Origin of the sequence: Kitasatospora sp. NPDC051702 (assembly GCF_040681575.1) — a bacterium.
Taxonomy (GTDB): domain Bacteria; phylum Actinomycetota; class Actinomycetes; order Streptomycetales; family Streptomycetaceae; genus Kitasatospora.
This window is the reverse complement of record NZ_JBFAZB010000021.1, coordinates 88,057-108,901: the sequence shown is the minus strand read 5'-3', so window position 1 is coordinate 108,901 and position 20,845 is coordinate 88,057. Positions and strand designations below refer to the sequence as shown.

At 75.0% G+C, this 20,845-nt stretch carries 16 protein-coding genes, 1 tRNA gene and 1 pseudogene; 6 read left to right on the top strand and 12 right to left on the bottom strand.

All coding sequences use genetic code 11. From position 1 onward, the window contains the following. Positions 1-337 precede the first annotated feature (337 nt). The 3 genes from AB0N04_RS19415 to AB0N04_RS19405 form a co-directional block, all read right to left on the bottom strand. Positions 338-1,735: a hypothetical protein gene (locus tag AB0N04_RS19415; protein WP_360221379.1), complete on the bottom strand. Its 1,398-nt coding sequence runs from the start codon at positions 1,733-1,735 to the stop codon at positions 338-340. A gap of 266 nt (positions 1,736-2,001) precedes the next feature. Next, positions 2,002-4,707, bottom strand: a complete 2,706-nt coding sequence (locus AB0N04_RS19410; RefSeq protein ID WP_363364870.1) for an SUKH-4 family immunity protein — start codon at positions 4,705-4,707, stop codon at positions 2,002-2,004. 60 nt (positions 4,708-4,767) lie between these two features. Next, positions 4,768-5,769: an SMI1/KNR4 family protein gene (locus AB0N04_RS19405; RefSeq protein WP_360221385.1), complete on the bottom strand. Its 1,002-nt coding sequence runs from the start codon at positions 5,767-5,769 to the stop codon at positions 4,768-4,770. 735 nt (positions 5,770-6,504) lie between these two features. Between AB0N04_RS19405 and AB0N04_RS19400 the strand changes: the two genes are divergently transcribed. Continuing rightward, on the top strand, positions 6,505-6,966 hold the full coding sequence (locus AB0N04_RS19400; protein WP_360221388.1) for a YwqJ-related putative deaminase: 462 nt from the start codon (positions 6,505-6,507) through the stop codon (positions 6,964-6,966). A gap of 115 nt (positions 6,967-7,081) precedes the next feature. Next, a pseudogene (locus AB0N04_RS19395) lies at positions 7,082-7,558 on the top strand (SUKH-3 domain-containing protein); the annotation flags it as partial. Positions 7,559-7,628: 70 nt separating this feature from the next. On the opposite strand, the gene AB0N04_RS19390 reads toward AB0N04_RS19395, so the two are convergent. After that, positions 7,629-8,897, bottom strand: coding sequence for a histidine kinase (locus AB0N04_RS19390; RefSeq protein WP_360221391.1), 1,269 nt, complete (start codon positions 8,895-8,897; stop codon positions 7,629-7,631). 335 nt (positions 8,898-9,232) lie between these two features. Here AB0N04_RS19390 and ppc point away from each other — a divergent pair, with 335 nt between their 5' ends. Next, on the top strand, positions 9,233-11,968 hold the full coding sequence (gene ppc / locus AB0N04_RS19385) for a phosphoenolpyruvate carboxylase (RefSeq protein WP_363364882.1): 2,736 nt from the start codon (positions 9,233-9,235) through the stop codon (positions 11,966-11,968). Positions 11,969-12,034: 66 nt separating this feature from the next. Here the strand turns inward: ppc and AB0N04_RS19380 are convergent, their stop codons facing one another. After that, positions 12,035-12,460 carry a hypothetical protein gene (locus tag AB0N04_RS19380; RefSeq protein WP_360222390.1) on the bottom strand — a complete coding sequence of 142 codons (426 nt, stop codon included), beginning with the start codon at positions 12,458-12,460 and terminating at the stop codon, positions 12,035-12,037. Positions 12,461-12,500: 40 nt separating this feature from the next. Here AB0N04_RS19380 and AB0N04_RS19375 point away from each other — a divergent pair, with 40 nt between their 5' ends. Continuing rightward, the gene (locus tag AB0N04_RS19375) at positions 12,501-12,815 is read left to right on the top strand and encodes a hypothetical protein (protein WP_360222387.1); all 315 of its coding nucleotides are present in this window, start codon (positions 12,501-12,503) and stop codon (positions 12,813-12,815) included. 297 nt (positions 12,816-13,112) lie between these two features. On the opposite strand, the gene AB0N04_RS19370 is transcribed toward AB0N04_RS19375, so the two are convergent. The 7 genes from AB0N04_RS19370 to AB0N04_RS19340 form a co-directional block, all read right to left on the bottom strand. Beyond that, positions 13,113-13,634: a SigE family RNA polymerase sigma factor gene (locus AB0N04_RS19370; protein ID WP_360222384.1), complete on the bottom strand. Its 522-nt coding sequence runs from the start codon at positions 13,632-13,634 to the stop codon at positions 13,113-13,115. Positions 13,635-13,821: 187 nt separating this feature from the next. Beyond that, positions 13,822-14,148 carry a hypothetical protein gene (locus AB0N04_RS19365; RefSeq protein ID WP_360222381.1) on the bottom strand — a complete coding sequence of 109 codons (327 nt, stop codon included), beginning with the start codon at positions 14,146-14,148 and terminating at the stop codon, positions 13,822-13,824. 136 nt (positions 14,149-14,284) lie between these two features. Continuing rightward, complete coding sequence (gene pth / locus AB0N04_RS19360) at positions 14,285-14,863, bottom strand: aminoacyl-tRNA hydrolase (RefSeq protein ID WP_360222378.1); 579 nt, start codon at positions 14,861-14,863, stop codon at positions 14,285-14,287. Between the two features lie 108 nt (positions 14,864-14,971). Further along, complete coding sequence (locus AB0N04_RS19355) at positions 14,972-15,556, bottom strand: 50S ribosomal protein L25/general stress protein Ctc (protein WP_360222375.1); 585 nt, start codon at positions 15,554-15,556, stop codon at positions 14,972-14,974. A 301-nt stretch (positions 15,557-15,857) separates the two neighbouring features. After that, positions 15,858-16,835 carry a ribose-phosphate diphosphokinase gene (locus tag AB0N04_RS19350; RefSeq protein ID WP_360222372.1) on the bottom strand — a complete coding sequence of 326 codons (978 nt, stop codon included), beginning with the start codon at positions 16,833-16,835 and terminating at the stop codon, positions 15,858-15,860. 202 nt (positions 16,836-17,037) lie between these two features. Continuing rightward, positions 17,038-18,516, bottom strand: a complete 1,479-nt coding sequence (gene glmU / locus AB0N04_RS19345; RefSeq protein WP_360222369.1) for a bifunctional UDP-N-acetylglucosamine diphosphorylase/glucosamine-1-phosphate N-acetyltransferase GlmU — start codon at positions 18,514-18,516, stop codon at positions 17,038-17,040. 143 nt (positions 18,517-18,659) lie between these two features. Further along, positions 18,660-18,730 (bottom strand) — tRNA-Gln (locus AB0N04_RS19340). 257 nt (positions 18,731-18,987) lie between these two features. Between AB0N04_RS19340 and AB0N04_RS19335 the strand changes: the two genes are divergently transcribed. After that, complete coding sequence (locus AB0N04_RS19335) at positions 18,988-19,998, top strand: fatty acid desaturase (RefSeq protein WP_360222366.1); 1,011 nt, start codon at positions 18,988-18,990, stop codon at positions 19,996-19,998. Positions 19,999-20,171: 173 nt separating this feature from the next. Then, positions 20,172-20,774, top strand: a complete 603-nt coding sequence (locus AB0N04_RS19330; RefSeq protein WP_280678407.1) for a TetR/AcrR family transcriptional regulator — start codon at positions 20,172-20,174, stop codon at positions 20,772-20,774. Positions 20,775-20,845: the final 71 nt, after the last annotated feature.

Genomic DNA, 20,845 nt, shown 5'->3' with positions numbered 1-20,845 from the left:
GGCCGTCCATGGAGATCGCGCACCATGGTGAACGTGCCCGCCGCACCCAACCGTGGGGGATGGCTGTGGCGGCACTGTCGCACCCCCGATGGGGGTCGGAGGTGCGAGGCCGGGCGACCCTGGGTGGGGGCGCCCGCCCAAGCGCCGGGAACCGTGGCGCCCTTTCCTGGAGGGCGCCACGGGTCTCGGCCTCACTCTTTCGCGGGCCCTCCCGCGGCGGTGCCCCGGGCCGGCGGACGTCCGTCGCCCGGTGCCGGTGCCGCGGGCGACGGACGGCCTGCGGCCCGCACGGCCGCCGGACGACGCGACCGCCCTGCCGGCCGGTCCGTGCGGCGGGTCAGCGCCGGCGGTAGCTCACCGTGTTCGGAGTCGCGTAGCCGCTGCCGTCGTCCACGATGACGATCTTCGGGATGATCCGGGTCTCGTCCTGCGGCTCCGCGTCGGCGCCCTCGCCCTCCTCCGCGGCGGCGGCCTCCGGCGGCGCGGCCGGCCTCGGCGGCACCGCGGACGGTTCGACCGGCCCGGTCACCACGGCGGCGGGCGCCCGGCCCGCGGAGGACGCGGCGGAGGACGCCGTCGCCGAGGAACCCGCGGGGGAGCCGACCACCGGCATCCGCAGCACCGCCGTCGCCTTCTCCCGCCCGGCTGCTCCGGCCTGCTCCGCGCCGGTCTGCTCCGCGCCGGCCCGCTCCGCGCCGGTCTGCGAGGGCCCGGCCGGCACGACGGCCTTCCGGAGGCCGGCCACCGCGATCTCGCCGGTGTCCGCCTCCGGGTCGACGGACACCGCGTCGGCGACGGCGTCCGCGACCCCGTCCACCGGTCCGGTCGGCGCGGCGGCCGGCGGCTCGGGCTCGATGGCGCCCACCGCCGCGCCGGTGAGCGAGGCGAGGGTGGCCTTGATGTGGTCGAGGTGCTGCTGGACGGTCTCCAGCCGGTTGTCGAACTCGCGCTGCTCGCGCTCGCTCGCCGCGTTGATCCGCTCCGCCTCCCGGCGGGCCTGCTCGACCAGCTGGTCGGCCTTGGCCTGGGCGTCGGTCTCCAGCTGCTTGATCCGGCCGAGCACCGTCTCCCGGTGCTGCTCGGCCTCCTTGACCCGGCGCTCGGCGGTCGAGGAGACCTCGGCGTCCTCGGCGTCGGCCCTGGCCTGCGCCTGGGCGAAGGTCTCGTCGGCCTTCCGGCGCAGTTCGGCGAGCTTGGCCTCGGCCTGCTCGCCGGCCTCGGCGGCGGCCACCCGCACCTTGGCGGCGTAGGCGGTGGCGGCGTCGCGGGCGGTGCGGCTCTCCCGGTCGGCCTCGGCCCGGATGCCCTCGGCCTCGGCGCGGGTGCGCTCGTCGGTGCGCCGGGCGGCCTGGTCGGCCTCGGCGCGGGTGGTGGCGCTGTACTCCTTGGCAACCCGGTCGAGCTCCTGGCCGGCGTCGTAGACCTCGTCGCGGAGGTCCTCGGCGAAGCGCTCGGCCTTCTCCCGGATGGCGCGCGCCTCGTTGCCGGCCATCGCGGCCAGTCCGGCGGCCTGCTCGCTGAGCACCTCGTAGTCGGGTTCCGGAGCCTCCTCGGCGGCCCGGCGGACGTCGGCCAGTCGGGCCTCCATCTGCCGGATCCCGGCGCCGAGCACGCTGAGCCGCTCCCACGCCTCGTCGCGCTGGGCCGTCAGCGCGGCCAGCGTTCGGTCGACCTGCTCGGGCGCGTAGCCGCGCCGGGCAGCGGTGAAGCCGTGCTGGGGGACGGCGTCGCTCATGGGCTCTTCCCCTCGTGTCGCGGGCTGCGGAGCCCATGATCGGACGGAACGGGCGGATCCGGAACCGGTTCTGCGATCCGGTCCGGATCCGGTCGTCAGGCGGACCGGAATGTGTCGAGGACCGGACGAGTAGACCCATCCTCTTGACCTATTTTGCGCAGATCTGGGCGAAACCCCAACGAGGCAGAGCCGCGGCGGCATGCCGAAGGGGTCGTTCCGGACACCGGAACGACCCCTCCCCACCTGCGAGGATCGGCGACGACCCGCTACAGCAGGCCGTCCCAGAACTGCTCCAGCAGCACGGCCCACCAGGTGTCCGCGGTCTGCAGGGCCGCCGGGTCGATCGCGGCGAGCTGGGCCTGGAAGTCGGTCGTCCAACGACCTGCCTGGTCCGGCGTCAGCCCGTACCGCAGCCGCCACATCCGGCCCAGCAAAGCCATCGAGCGGACGAACTCCGGTACACCACTGTTGACGAACCGGGGCGGCTGCCCGGTTCCGTCGACGTCCACGGCGACCACGTGCGCGGTGCCGTACTGGACGCAGAGCTGGCGGCCGTAGTCGTTGCCGAGCACCAGGTAGCCGCCGAAGTCCGGGGCCGCGGGCAGGCCGCGTTCGGCGGCCAGCTCGGCGAGCGTCGGGATCGGCCGGCCCTCCTGCGCCTGGGCCCAGAAGAACGGCCCGAAGTCACGCGGCAGACCGGCCCACATCAGGGACTGCGACACCGGCTCGGGCACGCCCTGGCGGGAGACGGCGCGCTGCTCGTAGCGGAACACGTTCTGGCCGAAGGCCGTCCCGAGTTCCTGGGCGAGCTGCTGCGGCGGGAGCGGCGGCAGCGGCTGGACCGTCCCGGGCGCGGGCAGCGGCACCCGCGACGGGCGGACCCGCTGGGCGCCGGACGCCAGCTGGTGCAGCTCGTCCAGGTGGTCCAGCAGCTCGGCCATGCCGGCCTGCCGGGAGGCGTGGTCACGGCCGTACGCGGCGGTGTGGGTGAGCCGCACGTTCGGCCAGGAGGCGGCGATCATGCGGTTGCAGTAGCCGCCCGGCAGGTCGCAGGACTCCAGCTCGGTGTACAGCTCCAGCACCTGCTCCGGCGGCACGTTCAGCCGCCGCAGGTCCTGCAGGATCTTCCACTCCGGGTGCGGCGTGCCGGGCTCGCTGCGGTGCAGCAGCTTCTGCTCGGAGCCGTCCGGGCCCCGGTAGCTGAGCGCGGCGAAGTAGCCGGGGCCGACCGTCGGAACCCCGGGCGGCACGGCGGCCGCGGACGGGCCGGGCACCGGCGCCGCCGGCGGGACGGCCCCGGCCGGGTTCGGGTAGCCGTAGCCGGCCGCGGGCGCGGCGGGGGCCGCCGGGCCGCCGGGCGGCGGCGGGACGGCGGGACCGCCGGACGGCGGGGTCCCCGGGTCGGCCGGGGCGGCGGCCAGCAGGGCCGGGTCGATCGCACCGGCCAGCTGGGTCGCCTCGTACGCCACGCCGCCCGCGGGGGTGCCCTGCGGGGCCGGGGCGGCCGGCGGGGCCTCCGCACCGCGCAGACCCGCCGGGGGCGGGGGCGGCGGGGCCGAGGCGGCTCCGCGGCCGCCGGGGGCGGCGGCGGGCGCGCCGGCGCCCGGGGTCTGCCGCAGCCCGGCGGGCGGGGGCGGCGGCGGGGCCGAGCCCGGGTTGCGGCCGAGCGAGACGCCGTGCGAGCCGCCCTGGCCCGGGGCACCGCCGCGCAGCGCGGCCGGCGGGGGCGGCGGCGGGGCCGAGCCGGGGCCGCGGCCGCCCTGCGGCACCCCGCCCGCCGGGGGCGCGGGCGTCCCGCCGGCCGGGGTGCCGGGGGCCGGGGCACCGGGCAGACCGGCGAGTCCGGGCAGCGAACCGGGCGTGGCGAGCATGGTCGCCGCGTGCTCCACCGGTGCGGCGGGCGCGGCCGGGGCACCGGGCACGCCGCCGGGTGTGGCGAGCATGGTCGCCGCCTGCTCCACGGGCGCGGCCGGGGCGGCCGGGGCACCGGGCAGGCCCAGCAGGCCCGCCATGGCGTCCGGCGACGCGAGCAGCGTCGGAGCCGGCTCGGCGGCGGGCGCGGGCGCCGGCGGCTGCGGCTGCGGCTGCGGCGCGGCGGGCGTGGGCGCCGGGACGGGCGGCACGCCGTAGCCGCCCTCCGGCGGCATCAGCATGGTCGCGGCCTCGGCACCGGTCGGCACGGGGGCCTCCGGCCGGTCGGAGCCGGTGATCCGCAGCCCCTCGGGCATCAGGACGGTGGCCGCCTCGGCACCGGGCGGCGGCACCGGGGCGCCCGGCGCCGGGGCGGCCGCGGGGGCCTGCGGCGGGGCGGCGGGCTCGTCGTGGCCGGGCGGCGGGGCGAGCATGGTCGGCGCGTCCCCGGCGGGCCGGTCGGAGACCGGCGGCGCGGTCAGCACGGCCGGCGCCGGCGGGCCGGCGGGCGTGGCCGGGGCGGGCACCGGCGAGGGTACGGGCGCAGGCACGACGGCGGGTTCGGGTGCGGGCGCCGGCGCGGGCGCGGGCGCGGCGGCGGGTGCCGGGGCACCGGCCGCCCCCAGCCGTTCCGCCTCGGCCGCGATCGCCGCGGCCCCCGCCTCCTGCAGCCACTGCGGCGGGCTCAGCAGGAAGGACGTCGCCTCGACCGGCCCGGGCGCGGGCTTGGCCGCCCCCGCCGGGTTGGCCGCGACCGGCCGCCCGTAGAGCTCCTCGTACTGCCGGACCACCTCGTTGACGGGCAGCGCCGGCCAGAGCGTGCTGGCGCCGGAGTCCCGGGCGATCACCAGCCGCGCCTCACCGGACGAGCCGGACGAACCGGCCGGTCCGGCCGTGCCGTCCGCCGCACCCGACGGACCGTCCGCCCCCGCGGGCGGCACCGCCCAGCAGACGAAGCCCAGGTCGAACTCGCGGACCCGCACCTCGCGCTGCTGCGCCCGCGGCACCCCGCCGTTGATCCACTCCTCGGCGAGCTCCTGCGCCTGCGCGTACGTCACCACGCCCGGTTCACCCCTGTCCCCATCCTCGTCGTCCCCGCTCGTTCCACCACCGCGACCACGTCAGCCCACCGGGACGGCCCGGGCGAACCCGCCGTCCACCATCAGCTCCGCGACCGTCTCCAGCTCCGGCGGGCTGCCGGCCAGCCGCAGCAGGAAGGCGTCGAAGTCCTCGCCGCAGGGCAGCAGCAGCCGGGCGCAGCGGTCCTCCGGGCTCTCCGCGGCGCCGGTGTCGCGGGCGTCGTCGTACAGGTGGAACCAGACCGAGCCGATCCGGTCCCCGCGGACCTTGAGCGCGATCAGGCCGCCCTGCGCGTAGGCGATGCCCAGGTAGTCCTTGGTGAGGTGGTCGCGCAGGCACTTGTTGGCGTACACGACGTCCTCGGTGCCGTACTCCTCGGTGAGCGTCAGGAACGGCTGGTCGAGCAGCATGCCGAGCTCGGTGTCCAGCGCGACGCCGACCGGGCCGCGGCCGCCGGCCAGCTTGAGGAACGTCCGGTAGGCGCCGGGCAGCCGGTATCCGAGCCGCTCCTCGGCGTTCTGCACCAGGTCCTCGGGGACGCCGATCGGGTCGCCGCCGTCCTTGGCCAGCGAGAAGTGCACCGGGCGGCGCTCCTGCAGCGGGCGGGTGCCGCGCCGGGTGTGGTCGGCGCCGGAGGTGCTCAGTCCGCCGTGGTGCCGCAGCAGCGCCTTGACCTCGACCGGGACGAGCTCCATCCGCCGCCAGCCGGGGGTGGCCCGGCCGACCGCGTGGTGCCAGGTCCAGCCGGGCGGGGTGGCGACGGCGGTGTCCAGGTCGGCCCAGAGCGGGTGGCCCTGGGTGAACAGCGCGGCGTTCGCCGACACGTAGTCGGTCAGCCGCAGCTCGTCCACGCCGAAGCCGTCCGGCGGATCGGCGACCTCGGCCGCGGCGGCCGCGTACGGGCCGAAGTCCGGGTAGCCGTGCTCGTCCACCCTGACCCCGGCGGGGTGCCGCTCGGCCCGGACCGGGTCCGGGAACTGCACCACCTGACCTGCGTACGCCGCGTTCGGTGCGGCGGTGACGCCGGGCCGACCTGTCGTCATCTGGGAGCCCCCACTGGCTGCTGCAAATTCTCGGTGCGCTTGCTGGGCACCAGCCTAGGGCCCGCCGTCAAACCCCCCGCTGGCGGGCGAGGCCGGGGCCTCCGGGCTCCCCGGGCGGGGCGGGCCGGGCGCACGGGCCGGGGCGCGCCCTCCACCGACCGACGCGCCCCGGACAGCTTCCGGCGGCGCCCTGACGGGGCGAACCGGCCCGCGGGGTGGACGGGCGGCGGTGTGGACGGGCGGCGGTGTGGACGGGCGGCGGTGTGGACGGGCGGCGGGGTGGACGGCCCGCGGGGTGCACGGGCGGCGGCGCGAGCGCGCCCGGCGGCGCCCCGGCGTCCTGTTCGGGGGCGCTCGCACGCACTGCCGCGCGCCGACGCGGATCGGGTGACGGCCCGCCCGGGCGGCCCCAACGGCCTTTCCGCGCACCGGATCCGGCCCCGGACGCGGCCGGGCACAGCGCCGGCCCGAGCGCCCCCGGGCCCGCTGCCGGAACGGTACCGGCCGCCGCCGGGGCCGGACGGCGGTTTCGGGAAATCAGCGGACAAGTCGTGATGGTCCCGTGCGGATCCGGCCGCGGTCCGGCGATGATCGGGTGACCACCCAGCCCGTCCCGCACGCCCGTTCGACGACCCCGCACCCCGGTTGTACGGATGTCGGTGTCATTTGACAGGCTTGCCCCGGACCGGCCCCCACCGGTCCTGACGCCAGCGGGAACGAGGAGGAGGACGACGCATGACCACCGGTGAGCCCGCGGGCCCGCCCGTGCTGCGCCACCACCGCGACAGCCTGCTGCCCGCCGTCGCCGCCGCGCTCTCGCTCAAGGGCGGCGAGGTGCACACCCTGGCGGGCGACAAGGCCGACCGGCGGCCGGTGCTGCACCACCTGGTCGGCGGTTTCCTGGACACCCTGCCGGTCGAGGCGCGCGAGCGGTTCACCGGGCGCTGCCCGGAGGCCGTCCTGCTCTCCCAGTACCTGACCGCGGTCGACGGCCGGCGCTCCAAGCGCGCCGCCCGCAAGCCGATGAGCCTTCAGGACGCCCGCAAGGCGCTCAAGGGCTCCCGGATGACGACCGTCCGCATCCGCGAGGAGGGGGATCCGGCGCACGGCACGCACGCCCCGCCGTGCCGCTCCTGCACGCCGATGCTGGAGCACTTCACCGTGCAGAGCGTCGCCGTCGGGCCGCCCGCGCCCTGACCGCGCCCCCGCACGCCCCTGTCCCCGACCCCAGGAGTCCGCCCTGAACCCGCCCAGCCCGCCCCCGCCCCCGCCGGCCACCCTCGCCGCGGGAACCGCCGGGCGGACCCGCCCGCGCTTCCCCGCCGACGTCGCCGCCGAGCTCAAGGCGGCCGGCTGGCACCCCGGCCGCTGGCAGATCCAGCAGGCCGAGGAGTGGGCCGACGCCCTGGTCGGGCACGGCGGGCCGGCCGGCCCGCGGCACGCGGTGTTCCCGGCGGCGGTGGAGGCCTGGGCCGAGTTCGGCGGCCTCGCCTTCGACCTGTCCGGCCCGGGCCGCCAGCTGGCCCGCACCCCGTTCCTGATCGACCCGCTGCGCGGGCTGCACCAGCCGCGGACCCTGCTCGACCTCGGCCGCGCCCTGGGGGCCCAACTGGCCCCGCTCGGCGAGGAGGCCCACGGACAGGCGCTGCTGGCCGTCGACGAGGAGGGCCGGGTCTACAGCCTGGACCACACCGGCGAGTGGTTCCTCGGCCACGGCATCGACCAGGCGATCACCGCGCTCGTGCTCGGCACCGCCCCGGAACGACTGCGCACCGCCGACGAGGTCTAGAGCGCGGCTTGGCCGCGTCCGGCGCACCTTCCGCGCAACGCCCACCGGGGAGAGGCGGTCCGAGCCCCCGTCAGCGCAGCGGCTCGGCCCGGACGGCCAGCCGGGACGGCAGGACCGCCTCCACCCGGAACCCGCCGTCCGCCTCCGGACCGGACGAGAAGGTGCCGCCCAGCGCGATCACCCGCTCCCGCATCCCGACCAGCCCGTTGCCACCGCTGGGCAGCTCCGCCCCGCCCCCGGCACCGCCCGGGCAGGCGTTCACCACGCTGACCCGCACCCCGTTCGGCGCGTAGGCGAGGAGCACCGACACCTGGGCGCCGCCGGCGTGCTTGTGCGCGTTGGTCAGGCCCTCCTGGACGACCCGGTAGGCCGTCTGCTCGGCCTCGCCGGTGAACTCCTGACGGCTGCCGCTGACGGTCAGCGTCACCGCCATGCCGGCCGCCCGCGACTGGTCGACCAACCGCGGCAGCCCGGCCAGCGAGTCCGGCTCCGGCGGCCGCTCGTCGTCCATCCGCAGCACGCCGAGGATCTCCCGGAGCTCGTTCAGCGCCTGCCGGCCGACCTCGCCCATCAGCTTGGCGCTCTGCGCCGCCTTCTGCGGGTCCTTGGCCGCGATCCGCTCCAGCGCCCCCGCGTGCACCACCATCAGGGACACCCGGTGCGCCACCACGTCGTGCATCTCCCGGGCGATCCGGGTGCGCTCCTCCAGCCGGGCCCGGCGGGCGCGCTCCTGGGCCTGCTCGGCCAGTAGGTCCAGCTCGGCCTCGAGGCCGTGCGCGCGGTCCTTCAGCGAGTCGATCAGCCGTCGCCGCGCGCCCACGTACAGGCCGGTCACCACCGGCGGGACGGTCAGGCCGACGGCGACCAGGACGGCTATCAGCACCTGCCCCCAGAGCGGCGGCTCCTCCACCACGGCGTCGCCGGGCGTGAGCATCGAGACCATCATCACGGCGACGGCCTCGGCGAAGGCCAGCGCGGACAGCGACACCACCCGCCAGCGGCGCGAGGGCCACTCCCAGGTCTCCGCCAGGGTGTACAGCGACACCACCAGCAGCAGCACGCCGAGCATCCCGGGCATCGCCACCAGGGTCACCAGCACCGGAACGGCCGGCCAGCGGCGGCGCAGCACCAGCGATCCGCCCGCCAGCGCGCCGAGCAGTGCGAGGCCGGCCACGGCCGTGGAGCTCAGGTGCACCCGGGCGGAGAGGAAGGCGATCGTGCTCAGCGCGCACTCCAGCGCCGCGAGCACCGCCAGCCCGATGTCCAGGAGGGCGCTGCGCGGCCGCTTCCACCACCAGAACGACCGGACCGGCGCGCGCTCCCCAGGCGACTTGCTCATGGCCGACAGCCTAAGCGGCAACCCCGTCCCCTCCCCACCGGGATTCTCCCCGACACCCGACCGAGCCCTTCAGTGGTCCAGACCACAGGTCGATTTCGGTGAGACTGTCCGCCATCCGGCCACCTCGCGGACAGCGACCGCCCCGACACCTATGCTGGTCGCGTCGGACAGCGCGGTCCGCACGCGTCACACCCGCCCCACGCGGACGGGACTCCTGACGATGAGCCGTTGCCGAACCCCACCACCTCAGGGAGCCAGCCGTGACCGCTCCGGTCCCCACTCCGGCGGACAGCCCCACCGTCGGCGCCGCCGGCCCAGTCGCCGACAACTCGGCCCTGCGTGCGGACATCCGCCGCCTCGGCGACCTGCTCGGCGAGACGCTGGTCCGCCAGGAGGGCCCCCAGCTGCTGGGCCTGGTCGAACAGGTCCGCCTGCTCAGCCGCACCGACGGCGAGGCCACCGCCGAACTGCTCTCCGACATCGACCTGGACACCGCGGCCAAGCTGGTCCGCGCGTTCTCCACGTACTTCCACCTCGCCAACGTCACCGAGCAGGTGCACCGCGGCCGCGAGTTCGCCACCCGCCGCGCCCGGGAAGGCTCCCTGCTCGCCCAGACCGCCGACCAGCTCGCCGACGCGGACCCCAAGCACCTCGAGGACACCCTCGCCCACCTCGCGGTCCGCCCGGTCTTCACCGCGCACCCGACCGAGGCCGCCCGCCGCAGCGTCCTCAACAAGCTGCGCCGCATCGGCGAACTCCTCGACCGCATCCACCGCGAGGAGATCGCCGCCGGCCTCTCCCACGCCGACCGCGCCCGCACCACCAGCGCCCGCCGCCAGGCCGACCGCCGGCTCGCCGAGGTCATCGACCTGCTCTGGCAGACCGACGAGCTCCGCATCGCCCGCCCCGAGCCCACCGACGAGGCCCGCAACGCCGTCTACTACCTGGACGAGCTCTACCGCGACGCCGTCCCGGAGGTCCTGGAGGAGCTGCACGAGGAGCTCGGCCGGGTCGGCCTGACCCTGCCCGAGGGCGTCCGCCCGCTCACCTTCGGCACCTGGATCGGCGGCGACCGCGACGGCAACCCCAACGTCACCCCGCAGGTCACCTGGGACGTCCTCAACCTCCAGCACGAGTACGGCATCATGGACGCCCTGGCCGCCGTCGACGACCTGCGCGGCACCCTCTCCACCTCCGAGCGGCTGGCCGGCGCCTCCGTCGAACTGCTCGCCTCGCTCAACGACGACCTGCACCGGCTCCCCGAACTCAGCCCCCGCTACAAGCGGATGAACGCCGAGGAGCCCTACCGGCTGAAGGCCACCTGCGTCCGGCTCAAGCTGGAGAACACCCGCGAGCGCCTCGCCCAGGGCACCCCGCACGTCCAGGGCCGCGACTACCTCGGCACCCGCGAACTCATCACCGACCTGCGGCTCATCCAGGACTCCCTGCGCGCCCACCGCGGCGAACTCATCGCCGACGGCCGGCTCGCCCGCGCGATCCGCACCATCGAGGCCTTCGGCCTGCAGCTCGCCACCATGGACGTCCGCGAGCACGCCGAGGCCCACCACCACGCCCTCGGCCAGCTCTTCGACCGCCTCGGCGAGGAGGCCTGGCGCTACGCGGACATGCCGCGCGAGTACCGGCAGAAGCTGCTCGCCAAGGAGCTCCGCTCGCGCCGTCCGCTCGCCCCCACCCCGGCCCCGCTGGACGCCGCCGGCACCAAGACCCTCGGCGTCTTCAACACCATCCGCGAGGGCTTCGAGCGCTTCGGCGACGAGATCGTCGAGAGCTACATCATCTCGATGTGCCAGGGCGCCGACGACGTCTTCGCCGCCACCGTGCTGGCCCGCGAGGCCGGCCTGGTCGACCTGCACGCCGGCATCGCCAAGATCGGCATCGTGCCGCTGCTGGAGACCACCGAGGAGCTCCAGAAGGCCGACCTCATCCTCGACGAGATGCTGTCGGACCCCTCCTACCGGCTGCTCGTCTCGCTGCGCGGCGACGTCCAGGAGGTCATGCTCGGCTACTCCGACTCCTCCAAGTTCGGCGGCATCACCACCTCCCAGTGGGAGATCCACCGCGCCCAGCGCCGGCTGCGCGACGTCGCCCACCGCTACGGCATCCGGCTGCGCCTCTTCCACGGCCGCGGCGGCACCGTCGGCCGCGGCGGCGGCCCCTCGCACGAGGCCATCCTGGCCCAGCCCTGGGGCACCCTGGAGGGCGAGATCAAGGTCACCGAGCAGGGCGAGGTCATCTCCGACAAGTACCTGCTCCCCTCCCTCGCCCGGGAGAACCTGGAGCTGACCATCTCCGCCACCCTCTCCGCCTCCGCGCTGCACACCGCCCCGCGCCAGGCCCCCGAGGAACTGGCCCGCTGGGACGCCGCGATGGACCAGGTCTCCGAGGCCGCCCACACCGCCTACCGCACCCTGGTCGAGCAGGACGACCTGCCGAAGTACTTCTTCGCGGCCACCCCGGTCGACCAGCTGGCCTCGCTGCACCTGGGCTCCCGCCCGTCCCGCCGCCCCGACTCCGGCGCCGGCCTCGACGGCCTGCGGGCCATCCCGTGGGTCTTCGGCTGGACGCAGTCCCGCCAGATCGTCCCCGGCTGGTTCGGCGTCGGCTCCGGCCTCGCCGCGGCCCGCGCGGCCGGCCTCGGCGACGTGCTCGACGAGATGTACGGCCAGTGGCACTTCTTCCGCAACTTCCTGTCCAACGTCGCCATGACGCTGGCCAAGACCGACCTGCGGATCGCCCGCCACTACGTCGAGCAGCTGGTGCCCGCCGAGCTGCACCACGTCTTCGACCAGATCGTCGCCGAGCACGAGCTCACCCTGCGCGAGGTGCTCCGGCTCACCGGCGAGGGCGAGCTGCTGGAGCACAACCCGGTGCTCAAGCAGACCTTCACCGTCCGCGACGCCTACCTCGACCCGATCTCCTACCTCCAGGTCGCGCTGCTGCGCCGCCAGCGCGAGGAGGTCGCGGCCGGCCGCACCGAGGACCCGCTGCGCGCCCGCGCGCTGCTGCTCACCGTCAACGGCATCGCCGCCGGCCTGCGCAACACCGGCTGACGACGGGCACGACGCAGGGGCCGCCGGCACGGTGCCGGCGGCCCCTCCGTCGTTCCGAACCGCCCGTCAGCCCGTCAGGACGACCTCGGCCACCCGCGAGCCGTACCGGGCGAGGATGTCGGCCCGGGCACTCTCCGGCCGCGCGACGTCCACCCGCACGCCGGCACCGTCGTTGCAGACCTGGGTCGAGACGATCTCCACCCCGCGGTCCTTCCAGTAGCCGGTGCCCTCCTCGGTGATGCGCTGCGCCAGCGCGGACAGCTCCGCCCTGGTGCCGACGGCGTCCCGGAACTCCAGCCGCACCTTCGTCGCGTCCACCCGGGCCCGCGCGGCCCGGTCGAAGTCGCTCCCGGGCTTGCGCATCACGTAGAGCGTGTGGGTGGCCTGGTCGCTGCAGGCGCCGAAGTACTGGTCCCGGTACGGGCCGACGGCCAGCTCCGCGACCGCCCGGGCCGCCTGGAAGAGGTCCGGGTCGATCGGGAAGCCGCCCACCGGCCGGAAGGCCGGCGACGCGTGCCCCGAGGGCTCGGAGGTGACCGTGCCGAAGGTCCAGGTCCGGCCGGTCGGCAACCCGGTGAACGGCATCCCCGAGGACGGCGCCCCGGACGAGGGCGCCCCGGTGGACGGCAGGCCGGACGAGGGCGCACCCGTGGACGGCAGGCCCGTGAACGGCACCCCGGACGAGGACGCCCCCGTCGAGGGCAGGCCCGTGGACGGCAGGCCCGACGGGAAGCCCGAGGGCCCGCCCGAGGACGCCGACGACCCCGGTGAGCCCTGCCCCGCGGGCGGCCGCGGCGGCGTCCAGCCCGGCGTCCGCAGCGAGGTCGGACCGGCCGTGCACCCGTAGATCGGGCCCGCCGCCGCCCAGTCCCCCCCGTCCGCCGCGCCGGTCGCCGCGCCCGACGGGGGCCCGCTAGACGGCCCGCCCACGGGGTGTGCCGCCCCGGCGCCGCCGCCCAGCTGGCTGAGCGCCCCGACCCCCAGCACCACTGCCACCACGGCCGCCGCCCCGCGCAGCGCGGTCAGCCGCCGTGCCCGCCGCCGCCCGGCCTCCCGCAGCCCGGCCAGCGGCGGGATCCCGCCCACCGCCCCGGCCCGTGCCCCGAGCCGGACGACCAGCTCCTCCTCGAACCCGTCCTGCCGCTCAGCCGCCATGCCCCACCATCTCCCTCGCCGGTGCCAGCTCCTCGCGAAGCGCTCTCATCGCCCGCGCCAGGTGCGTCTTCGCCGTGGCCACCGAGCACCCCAGCTCCTGGGCGACCTGCGCCACCGGCAGGTCGACGTAGTAGCGCAGCACCACCACGGCCCGCTGACGCGGCGGCAGCGCCCGCAGCGCCGCCGCGAGGCGTTCGTCCCGCTCGGCCGCCGGCGTGTCCGGGGCGTCCGGCAGCACGGGCGTGAGCACCTCCCGCCGGGTCCGCCGCCAGCGCGACACGTGGGTGCGGACCATCGCCGTCCGGACGTACCCCTCGGCCGCCCCCGGGTCCCGGATCGTCGACCGTTTCGGGTAGACCCGGGCCAGCGCGTCGTGCAGCAGGTCCCGGGCGTCGTGGACGTCCCCGGTGATCAGGTAGGCCCCGCGCAGCAGAGCCTGGTACCGCGCCGAGACGAACTCGTCGAAGTGGTCGGATCCGGTGCCCCCCGGGCGCATCGATTCGCGCTTCATACCCCCAGGACGCCCCCGGCCCCGGAAACGGATGACAGGACGGGCCACCGGACCGGTGACCGGACGGATCACCGGACGGATCACCGGACGGATCACCGGACGACGAAGGGCCGGCGCCCACGGGTGTGGACACCGGCCCGAAGCCGTTCGTTCGTCGCTGCTCGGTCCGTCGCTGCTCGGTCCGTCGCTACTCGGCGGGCTCGCCCGCGCGGCGGCGCTTCAGCCACAGCGCCGCACCGCCGGCCACGACCACCAGGCCGCCGCCGACCGCGAGCAGGCCGGCGTCCGGGCCCATGGACTCGCCGAGCACCGGCGCGAACTGGGCCGCCGCCGGTTCCGGAGTGACGCCCGGGTCCGGTTCCGCCACCGGGTCGGCGTGCGCCAGCTGCGCACCGCCGGACAGCAGCACTCCGGCCGCCCCCAGCGCACCGGCCGTACCGACCCTTCGTCCGAGCTGCTTCAGCCGGACCACCCGGATCCGCCGCAGTCGGCGGACCGGACGCAAACTCCGCATCGAGAACTCCCCAGGACTCGCTCGCGTACCGGTCACCGACGCTATCCGATCCCGCACAGGGTTCTCACACCTAATCAGGTTTGGCCGTCAAGCGTTGTACGACTGTTGCGTACCTCGACGAATCCCCGACCCCCGCTCAGGAGTTGTAGGTGCCCTGGGCCCGCTCCAGCCCCTCGGAGAGCAGTGCCTCCACCGCGTCCGCCGAGCGGTCCACGAACCACTCGAGCTCCTTGCGCTCGGTGGCGGAGAAGTCCTTCAGCACGAAGTCCGCGACGTCCATCCGGCCGGGCGGCCGACCGATCCCGCAGCGCACCCGGTGGTAGTCCGGCCCCAGCGACTTGGTGATCGACTTCAGCCCGTTGTGGCCGTTGTCCCCGCCGCCCAGCTTGAGCCGCAGCGCCGCGTAGTCCACGTCCAGCTCGTCGTGGACGGCGATCAGTGCCGAGGCCGGCACCTTGTAGAAGTCCCGCAGCGCCGTCACCGGCCCGCCGGAGAGGTTCATGAACGACATCGGCTTGGCCAGCACCACCCGCTTGCCCGCCAGCCGCCCCTCGGCCACCTGGGCCCGGCTCTTGTGCGCCTTGAACCTGGCACCGATCCGCTCGGCCAGCAGGTCGACCACCATGAACCCGATGTTGTGCCGGTTCCGGGCGTACTGCTCGCCCGGATTGCCCAGCCCCACCACGAGCCAGGGGCCCTCGTACCCGTCCGTCATTGCTCGCTCCTCGTCCTCGCGCTCGACGTCATCTTCCCGGACGCACCGCTGCCCCGGTCGCTCCGACGGGAGCGACCGGGGCAGCGGTCCGTGCGATCAGCGCGAGGCTCAGGCCTCGGCGCCCTCGGCCTCGGCGGTCTCCTCGGCCGGGGCGGCCTGGGCGGCGATGACCTGCAGCACGACGGCGTCGGCGTCGACGGCCAGGGTGACGCCGGCCGGCAGGGTGATGTCCTTGGCGAGCACCGAGGCGCCGGCCTCGAGGCCGGCGACCGAGACGGTGACCGACTCGGGCAGGTGGGTGGCCTCGGCCTCGATCGGCAGGGCCTGCAGGACGTGCTCGAGCAGGTTGCCGCCGGGGGCCAGCTCGCCCTCGGTGTGGACGGGGATCTCGACGGTGACCTTCTCGCCGCGCTTCACGAGGAGCAGGTCGACGTGCTCGATGGTGCGCTTGATGGCCTCGCGCTGGACGGCCTTGGGGAGGACGTACTCGTCCTTGCCCTCGATCGGGACGACCAGCAGGGCGTTCGGGGTCTTCAGGGCCATCATCAGGTCGTGGCCGGGCAGGTTCAGGTGAACCGGGGCGTGGCCGTGGCCGTAGACGACACCGGGGACGAAGCCGGCACGGCGGGCGCGACGGGCGGCACCCTTGCCGAACTCGGAACGGGTCTCAGCGGCAAGGCGGATCTCGGACACGACTGCACTCCTCGTGAAGACTGGCGCGGGGGTGCAGGCAACGCGAAAAACCGCCGGGACCACACCCTCAGTACGTTCGGGGGTCACTCGGCGGTTACGGCCTCTGCCGGCGGATCGGGATCCGGCCGGCAGCGCGTCGATCACGGAGCGGGCACCCGGCAAGCAGGCGCACGGCATCCCTCGCCGAGCAGTTTCACGAGTCTAACCGCTCCTGCCGCCTCCCGTGAAATCGGCGGCGGCCCCGGTCCGATCCGGACCGGGGCCGCCGCCGCGGGGCGTCGTCGGTGCACGCCCCCGAAGGTCAGTGCACGCCCTCGAAGAGGCTGGTGACCGAGCCCTCCTCGAACACCTCGCGGATCGCGGCCGCGATCGACGGGGCGATGGAGAGCGTGGTGATCTTGTCCAGCTGCAGCTGCGCCGGGGTGGGCAGCGTGTTGGTGAAGACGAACTCGCTGACCCGAGAGTTCTTCAGCCGGTCCGCGGCCGGGCCGGAGAGCACGCCGTGGGTGGCCGCCACCAGGACGTCGGCCGCGCCGTTCTCGAAGAGCGCGTCGGCCGCGGCGCAGATCGTGCCGGCGGTGTCGATCATGTCGTCGACCAGGACGCAGACCCGGTCCTTGACGTCACCGACGACCTCGGCCGACAGGATGGTGTTGGCCTGGGTCATGTCGCGGCGCTTGTGGATGATCGCCAGCGGCGCGTCCAGCCGGTCGCACCACTGGTCGGCGACCTTCACCCGGCCGGCGTCCGGCGAGACGATGGTGAGCTTGTCGCGGTCGACCCGCTCGCCCACGTAGTCCGCCAGCATCGGCAGCGCGAACAGGTGGTCCACCGGGCCGTCGAAGAAGCCCTGGATCTGCGCGGTGTGCAGGTCCACGGCCATCAGGCGGTCGGCGCCGGCCTGGCGCAGCAGGTCGGCGACCAGGCGCGCCGAGATCGGCTCGCGGCCCAGGTGCTTCTTGTCCTGGCGGGCGTACCCGTAGAACGGCAGGATCGCGGTGATGCTCCGGGCGGAGGCCCGCTTCAGAGCATCGATCATGATCAGCTGTTCCATGATCCACTGGTTGATGGGAGCCGTGTGGCTCTGCATCACGAAGCAGTCCGCGCCGCGCGCCGACTCCAGGAAGCGGACGTAGATCTCGCCGTTCGCGAAGTCCAGGGCCTTGGTCGGGACCAGTTCGGTCTCCAGCGCCGCGGCCACCTCCCTCGCCAGCTCCGGGTGGGCACGGCCGGAGAAGAGCTTGAGCTTCTTCTCACCCGACGTCGTGATCCCGCTCACTGCACCGTCTCCTCGCGTTGCGGACGCTGAATCCCGTGACCCCGTGCGGGCAGGCGCAGCCCGCTCGCAGATGGGGTCGGGGAATTGTCGGTACGCCTGGACACGGGCGGTAAGCCCAGTGGCGCACGTATGTCCCCAAGGTTACGCGCCCACGCAGAAACCGTCCGCCCCGGGACCGCCCCTCGGACTCCCGGCGGCCCGGTCAGGCCTCCGCGGACCCGTCCGCCCCGGCCTCGGCGTCCCCGCCGTTCGCGGCGTGCGCCGCCTGGGCGGACGCCGTCCCGGGGCGCCGGCGCTCGACCCAGCCCTCGACGTTGCGCTGCTGCGCCCGGCTCACGCCGAGCGCACCCGCCGGGACGTCGTTGATGATGACGGAGCCGGCCGCGGTGTACGCGCCGTCGCCGATGGTCACCGGGGCGATGAACATGTTGTCCGAGCCGGTGCGGCAGTGGGCGCCGATCACCGTGCGGTGCTTGTTCACGCCGTCGTAGTTCACGGTCACCGAGGCCGCGCCGACGTTGGTGCCCTCGCCGATGGTGGCGTCGCCGATGTAGGAGAGGTGCGGCACCTTGGCGCCCTCGCCCAGCTCGGAGTTCTTCACCTCGACGTAGGTGCCGACCTTCGCCTTGCGGGCCAGCTTCGCCCCCGGCCGCAGGTAGGCGTACGGGCCGGCGGTGGCCAGCTCGCCCACCTCGGCGCGGTCGGCCGTGGTGTTGCTCACACGGGCGCCGGCACCGACCAGGGTGTCCCGGAGCGTGGAGTTCGGGCCCACCTCGCAGCCCTCGCCCAGGTGGGTGGCGCCCTGCAGCTGGGTGTTGGGCAGCACCACCGCGTCCGGCTCGTAGGTCACCTGCACGTCGAACCAGGTGGTCGCCGGGTCCAGCACGGTGACGCCGGCGCGCATCGCGCGCTCCAGCAGGCGGTCGTTCAGCAGCCGGCGGGCCTGCGCGAGCTGGACCCGGTCGTTGATGCCCAGGATGTCGCGGTGGTCCTCCGCGACCACGGCGCCGACCCGGTGCCCGGCCTTGCGCAGGATCTCCAGGGTGTCGGTGAGGTACTCCTCGCCCTGGGAGTTGTCCGTGGTCAGCTCCGCCAGCGCCTCGGCCAGCAGCTTGGCGTCGAAGGCGAAGACGCCGGAGTTGATCTCGGCGATGCTCCGCTGGGTGGTGGTGGCGTCCCGCTCCTCGACGATCGAGGCGACCGAACCGTCCTCGTCCCGCAGGATCCGCCCGTAGCCGAAGGGCTCCGGCACGACGGCCGTCAGCACGGTGACGCCGTTCTGCTGGTCGCCGTGCGCCTTCGCCAGCCGGCGCAGCGTCTCCCCGGTCAGCAGCGGCGAGTCGCCGGCCGTGATGATGACGGTGCCGTCCAGCACCACGCCGTCGGCGGCCAGCGCCTCCAGCGCCGTCCGCACGGCGTGCCCGGTGCCGTTCTGCTCGTGCTGCACGGCGGTGCGCACGCCCCCGTAGTGCGCCGCCAGGTGCTCCTCGACCTGCTCCCGCTGGTGCCCGACGACCACGACCAGCTGCCCGGGCGTCAGTTCTCCGGCCGCCGAGACCGCGTGACCCACCAACGAGCGGCCGCACACCTCGTGCAGCACCTTGGGCAGCTTGTTCGACTTCATCCGGGTCCCGCCACCGGCGGCGAGCACGACAACGGCGGCAAGCGAATTGGCACCCATGCGGGGAGGCTCCTCAGTCGGTTCACAGAGAGGGCAGAGCAGCCCGGCCCGGACCCAGGCCGGTCGCCATTCGCACAGTCCGCCGAGCAGCACCGACAATACCGGCGGGTGGGGGGAACACCCGAACCAGAGGCGTGCAGAGGCTCCGCCGCTAGGATTCGAACCCAGACAAAGGCCTCCAAAGGGCCCTGTGCTGCCATTACACCACGGCGGATGGCTGTTCAGACCCTACCCGAGTCGCCCCGGCCGTGGGTATCAACTGCCCCGATCCGCAAGCCCGGATCCGGCCCCTCCGGCCGGGCCGCTCGAACGCCCCGGGCGTGACGGTTCATCCATCCAGTCGGGTGAATTCACTCAAGCGCCGTGCGGCGGTGCGTTCCCTTCGCCGCGGCGCGCAACCTACGATGCCGTAGGTTACGCGAACGTAGGATCCGCTCCTCTCCCGTTCAGGGACGCCGCAAAGGGACGCCCATGACCATCCAGGCCGGCGAGGCGCGCGCGGGGGCCGCCGCGCTTCCCCCCCACTCCGCCGATTCGCCCGACGCCGCCGACACCTCCGGAGCCTCCGCCACCCGACTGTCCGCCACCCGCGGCGGGGAGAAGCAGGGCTTCGCCGAGCGCCTGGCGCTCGGCCTGTTCATCGCCCTGCCGTTCGCCGCACTGCTGGCCGCCGTCCCGGTGGCCTGGGGTCGGGGCCTGGGGTGGACCGACGCGGCGATCACCGTCGTCATGTACTTCCTCACCTGCCACGGCATCACCGTGGGTTACCACCGCTACTTCACCCACGGCGCCTTCAAGGCCAACCGCGCGGTGCGGCTCGCCCTCGCCGTCGCCGGCAGCCTGGCGGTCGAGGGCCCGCTGGTGCGCTGGGTGGCCGACCACCGCAAGCACCACCGGTACAGCGACAAGGACGGCGACCCGCACTCGCCGTGGCGCTACGGCGAGAGCGTCCCGGCCCTGCTCAAGGGCCTCTGGTGGGCGCACATGGGCTGGATGTTCGACGAGGAGCAGACCCCGCAGCTCAAGTACGCGCCGGACCTCGTCCGCGACCCGGCCATAAGGCGGATCTCCCGGCTGTTCTGGCTCTGGACCACGATCTCGCTGCTGCTGCCCGCGCTGGTCGGCGGCCTGGTGACGCTCTCCTGGTCGGGTGCGCTGTCCGCCTTCTTCTGGGGGTCGCTGGTCCGGGTGGCGCTGCTGCACCACGTCACCTGGTCGATCAACTCGATCTGCCACGCCGTCGGGCGGCGCCCGTTCCGCTCGCGGGACCGCTCGGGCAACGTCTGGTGGCTGGCCGTGCTCTCCTGCGGCGAGTCCTGGCACAACCTGCACCACGCGGACCCGACCTCGGCCCGGCACGGCGTCCTGCGTGGGCAGATCGACTCCTCGGCCCGGCTGATCCGGTGGTTCGAGCTGGCCGGCTGGGTCCGCGACGTCCGCTGGCCGGACGCGCAGCGGATCGCCGCCCGCCGCGCCGCATGAGGCCACGCTTCCAGCATGATGTAGGGGTGAACGGGAGCAGCGCAGACAGCACAGGCGGCCACCAGAGCACGCGGACGGACGCGGCGCCGGCCCGTCCGCGGCCCGCTGCACCGGCGGGCGAGGGCGCCCAGGGGGGCGCGCCCGCCCCGCGCCGCCGCGGCGCGCGCGTCCGGATGACCGGGAAGCAGCGCCGGGAACAGCTGCTGGAGATCGGCCGGACGGTGTTCGCGGAGCGCGGCTACGACGGCACCTCGGTGGAGGAGATCGCCGAGCGGGCCGGGGTGTCGAAGCCGGTGGTCTACGAGCACTTCGGCGGCAAGGAGGGGCTGTACGCGGTGGTGGTCGACCGCGAGATGCAGCTGCTGCTCGACATGGTGACCGGGGCGCTGACCGGCGGGCACTCCCGCGAGCTGCTGGAACAGGCCGCCTTCGCGCTGATGGACTACATCGACACCTCGACGGACGGCTTCCGGATCCTGGTCCGGGACTCCCCGGTCGCCCAGTCCACCGGCACCTTCGCCTCGCTGATCAGCGACATCGCGACCCAGGTGGAGGACATCCTCGGCCTGGAGTTCAAGTCCCGCGGCTTCGACGCCCGGCTGGCCCCGATGTACTCGCAGATGCTGGTCGGCATGGTGGCGCTGACCGGGCAGTGGTGGCTGGAGGTCCGCAAGCCGGACAAGGCGCAGGTGGCGGCCCACCTGGTGAACCTGGCCTGGCACGGGCTGGAGGGGCTGGAGCGGCACCCCAAGCTGGTCGGCGACCGCAAGGGCTGAGCCCGGAAGGACCGGGGCCGGAAGGACCGGGGCCGGAAGGGCCGAGCCCTTCGCCGCCCGGCCGTCGGCGC

Bases quoted from the DNA above. Each gene is read 5' to 3' on its own strand.
- AB0N04_RS19400 (WP_360221388.1), top strand. From the start codon at position 6,505: ATGACCACCGGTGAGCCCGCGGGCCCGCCCGTGCTGCGCCACCACCGC.
- AB0N04_RS19335 (WP_360222366.1), top strand. From the start codon at position 18,988: ATGACCATCCAGGCCGGCGAGGCGCGCGCGGGGGCCGCCGCGCTTCCC.
- AB0N04_RS19415 (WP_360221379.1), bottom strand. From the start codon at position 1,735: ATGAGCGACGCCGTCCCCCAGCACGGCTTCACCGCTGCCCGGCGCGGC.
- pth (WP_360222378.1), bottom strand. From the start codon at position 14,863: ATGACGGACGGGTACGAGGGCCCCTGGCTCGTGGTGGGGCTGGGCAAT.
- AB0N04_RS19330 (WP_280678407.1), top strand. From the start codon at position 20,172: ATGACCGGGAAGCAGCGCCGGGAACAGCTGCTGGAGATCGGCCGGACG.
- AB0N04_RS19365 (WP_360222381.1), bottom strand. From the start codon at position 14,148: ATGCGGAGTTTGCGTCCGGTCCGCCGACTGCGGCGGATCCGGGTGGTC.
- AB0N04_RS19390 (WP_360221391.1), bottom strand. From the start codon at position 8,897: ATGAGCAAGTCGCCTGGGGAGCGCGCGCCGGTCCGGTCGTTCTGGTGG.
- AB0N04_RS19370 (WP_360222384.1), bottom strand. From the start codon at position 13,634: ATGAAGCGCGAATCGATGCGCCCGGGGGGCACCGGATCCGACCACTTC.
- glmU (WP_360222369.1), bottom strand. From the start codon at position 18,516: ATGGGTGCCAATTCGCTTGCCGCCGTTGTCGTGCTCGCCGCCGGTGGC.
- AB0N04_RS19405 (WP_360221385.1), bottom strand. From the start codon at position 5,769: ATGACGACAGGTCGGCCCGGCGTCACCGCCGCACCGAACGCGGCGTAC.